Origin of the sequence: Amycolatopsis rhizosphaerae, assembly GCF_007713715.1 — a bacterium.
In the GTDB taxonomy this organism is placed as follows: domain Bacteria; phylum Actinomycetota; class Actinomycetes; order Mycobacteriales; family Pseudonocardiaceae; genus Amycolatopsis_E; species Amycolatopsis_E rhizosphaerae.
In genome coordinates, this window is the sequence record NZ_VJWX01000688.1 from 1 (window position 1) to 2,920 (window position 2,920).

General features: G+C 70.8%; 4 protein-coding genes. 1 reads left to right on the forward strand and 3 read right to left on the reverse strand.

The window, feature by feature from the left end; translation table 11 throughout:
- The 3 genes from FNH05_RS35510 to FNH05_RS35520 form a co-directional block, all read right to left on the reverse strand.
- Positions 1–501 (reverse strand): thiamine pyrophosphate-dependent enzyme (locus FNH05_RS35510; RefSeq protein WP_222426810.1); only part of this gene is annotated, 501 nt, incomplete at its 3' end.
- Between the two features lie 29 nt (positions 502–530).
- Positions 531–1,784, reverse strand: coding sequence for a pyruvate ferredoxin oxidoreductase (locus FNH05_RS35515; RefSeq protein WP_144593226.1), 1,254 nt, complete (start codon positions 1,782–1,784; stop codon positions 531–533).
- Complete coding sequence (locus FNH05_RS35520) at positions 1,777–2,358, reverse strand: 2-oxoacid:acceptor oxidoreductase family protein (RefSeq protein ID WP_144593227.1); 582 nt, start codon at positions 2,356–2,358, stop codon at positions 1,777–1,779. Before FNH05_RS35520 ends, FNH05_RS35515 begins: the two co-directional genes overlap by 8 nt.
- Positions 2,359–2,554: 196 nt before the next feature.
- Between FNH05_RS35520 and FNH05_RS35525 the strand changes: the two genes are divergently transcribed.
- Positions 2,555–2,920 (forward strand): SWIM zinc finger family protein (locus FNH05_RS35525; protein ID WP_144593228.1); only part of this gene is annotated, 366 nt, incomplete at its 3' end.

Below are 2,920 nucleotides of genomic sequence, written 5' to 3' on the forward strand. Positions count from 1 at the left end.
ACGCTGGACCCCGGTGTTCATGTAGGCCTCGTTGTCGTAGCAGATGTAGAGCACGTCGTCGTTGCGCTCGAACATGCCCGACAGGCAGGCGAAACCGATGTCGACGGTGCCGCCGTCGCCCCCCTGGCCGATGACGCGGATGTCTTCGCGCCCCTGCACCTTCAACGCGGCGGCCACGCCGGTGGCCACCGCGGGGGCGTTGCCGAACAACGAGTGGATCCACGGCAGCCGCCACGACGATTCGGGGAAGGGCGTGGAGAACACTTCGAGACAGCCGGTCGCGTTGGTGGCGATCAGCTTCCCGTCCGTGGCCCGCATCGCCGCGTCGAGCGCGTACCGGGCGCCGAGCGCCTCGCCGCAGCCCTGGCAGGCGCGGTGCCCCGAGGTCAGCGTGTTGGAACGGCCCGCCCGCGCCTGCACGGTGCGCTGGCCGGGATCGAGCAGGCGGTTGCCCGCCACGTAGGTGCCCGCCTGGTAGAGCTTGACTTCCTGGTAAGGCATGGCGCTTCCTTCCCGCTGCCCGGCACGGATCAGCGCGGTATCAGCGCGCCCACGATGCCGAGGTCGCGCAGCATGTTCTCCGCGTGCGGACCCGAGCGTCCTTCGCGGGCGAGTTCCCGGGCCACGAGTTCGGTGTTGAGGTCGAGGAAATGCAGCCTGCCCGCGGTGAGCCGACCGGCGAGCACCTCTTCGAACAGGCCCCGCAGGGACTGTTTCGTGATGGCCCGCCCGCCCAGCCCGGCGACCACGTCGAACACCTGGCAGGCCATGCCGGCCAGCGCGAGACGCACGTTCTGCCCGACGATCCCGCCCGCACCGACGGCGAAGGCCTTCTCCACCACCACGATCCGTTCGGCGTGCCCGAGTGCCTCGCGGACCGCGTCCAGCGGGTACGGGCGGAAGCACTTGATCGCGAGCGCGCCGATCTTCACGCCCCGGTCCCGGAACTCGTCGACGACGTCTTCGATGGTGCCGAGCACCGAGCCGAGCGCCACCACGACCGTTTCCGCGTCCTCGGTGCGGTAGGTGCGCACGAGCCCGCCGCTGTCGCGGCCGAACGCCGAGGAGAATTCGCCCGCGATGCGGGGGATCGCGTCGAGCGCGCGCATCTGCTTGGCGTGCATCAGGTACTTCACCTCGGTGAACGCCTCGGGCCCCACCAGTGCGCCGATGGTCACCGGATCGGCCGGATCGAGCACCTGCCGCGGGGCGAACGGGGGCAGGAAACCGTCCACTTCGGCCTGTCCGGGTACGTCGACCTCTTCGTAGGCGTGGGTGAGGATGAAACCGTCCATGCACACCATCACCGGCAGCGACAGCTCCTCCGCCAGCCGGTAGGCCTGGATGTGCAGGTCCAGTGCCTCCTGGTTGGACTCGGCGTAGAGCTGGATCCAGCCGGAGTCGCGCTGCGACATCGCGTCGGAATGGTCGTTCCAGATGTTGATCGGCGCGCCGATGGCGCGGTTGGCCACGGTCATCACGATGGGCAGGCCCAGCCCGGAGGCGTTGTAGAGCGCTTCGACCATGTACAGCAGGCCCTGACTGGCCGTCGCGGTGTAGGCCCGGGTTCCGGCGGCGCAGGCGCCGATCGCGACCGACATCGCCGCGAACTCCGATTCCACCGAGACGAATTCGCACGGGGTGAGCTCCCGAGTCCGGACCAGATCGGACAGGTGCTCGACGATGTGGGTCTGCGGTGAGATCGGATAGGCGCAGATCACCCCCGGGCGGCAGCGCGCCACGGCCTCGGCGACGGCCTGCGAGCCTTCCTTCTGGTCAAGCATGAAGCGGTGCCTCCGTCCTGGCGCGCACGTATTCGTGGGCCGCGGCCGCTCCGGCGGCGTTGCGGTCCCCGATGGGGCCGTCGAACCGGCGGCGGATCGCGGTGGTGACCGATTCCAGTGCCACCACGCCGGTGAACGCCGCGAACGCGCCGAGCAGCACCGCGTTGGGCAACGGGCGTCCGAGGTGTTCGCGGGCGAGCTCGGTGGCGGGGACGTTCAGCACCCGTTCCCGCCCGATCCGGTCGGTCAGCTCGGACAGGCCGAGCTCCTCCGGGCTCCGGCCCGAATTGATCAGGACGCTGCCGTGCTCGCCGAGCCCCTCGAACACGGCGACCTGGTGCAGCAGGGTCGGGTCCTGGATGACCAGGGCGTCGGGCCGGGAGATCGGTTCCCTCGACCGGATGGCGTGGTCGTCGATGCGGCAGAACGACACCACCGGCGCCCCGCTGCGCTCCGAGCTGAAGCTCGGGAACGCCTGGGCGTGCCTGCCTTCGAGGAAGGCGGCGAGGGAGAGCAGCTCCGCCGCGGTGACCGCGCCCTGGCCGCCCCTTCCGTGGAACCGCACCTGGAACATCGCTGGTCAGCCCCCTTCCCGTCGTTGGTGAAAACCCTACGTCCGGACCGGTGGACCGGCAGGGCGAAGACCGTGACGGGTGGTGGCGGCGGGGCCGGTGGATCGGCCCGCCCGGTTTTGTCGGTGGGTGCTGGCATGCTCCGCGGCGTCTCCTTCGAACACGCCGAAACCCGGAAAGGACAGGGTCGAACTCGTCATGACGTTGAGCACCGAACAGGTTCTCGCGCTGGCGCCCGACGCCGCCTCGGCGAAGGCCGGGCGGGGGCAGGCGTCGGCGGCGAAGTGGCCGGCGTCCGGCTGCTCCGAGCGCGCGGTGTGGGGTGAATGCCAGGGCAGCGGCAAGAAGCCGTACCAGGTGTGCGTCGAACTCGCCGGGCCCGCGTTCCGCTGTTCCTGCCCGAGCCGGAAGTTCCCCTGCAAACACGCACTGGGGCTGCTGCTGCGATGGTCGGCGGGCGAGCTCGTCCCGGCCGGGGAACCGGACTGGGCGGGCACCTGGCTGGCCGAGCGGGCCGCCCGCGCCGAGCGGACGGCGGTGCGGGCGGCCGAGCCGGGGCGGCAG

Coding starts and splice junctions, on each gene's coding strand:
- FNH05_RS35520 (WP_144593227.1), bottom strand. CDS start 2,358: ATGTTCCAGGTGCGGTTCCACGGAAGGGGCGGCCAGGGCGCGGTCACC.
- FNH05_RS35515 (WP_144593226.1), bottom strand. CDS start 1,784: ATGCTTGACCAGAAGGAAGGCTCGCAGGCCGTCGCCGAGGCCGTGGCG.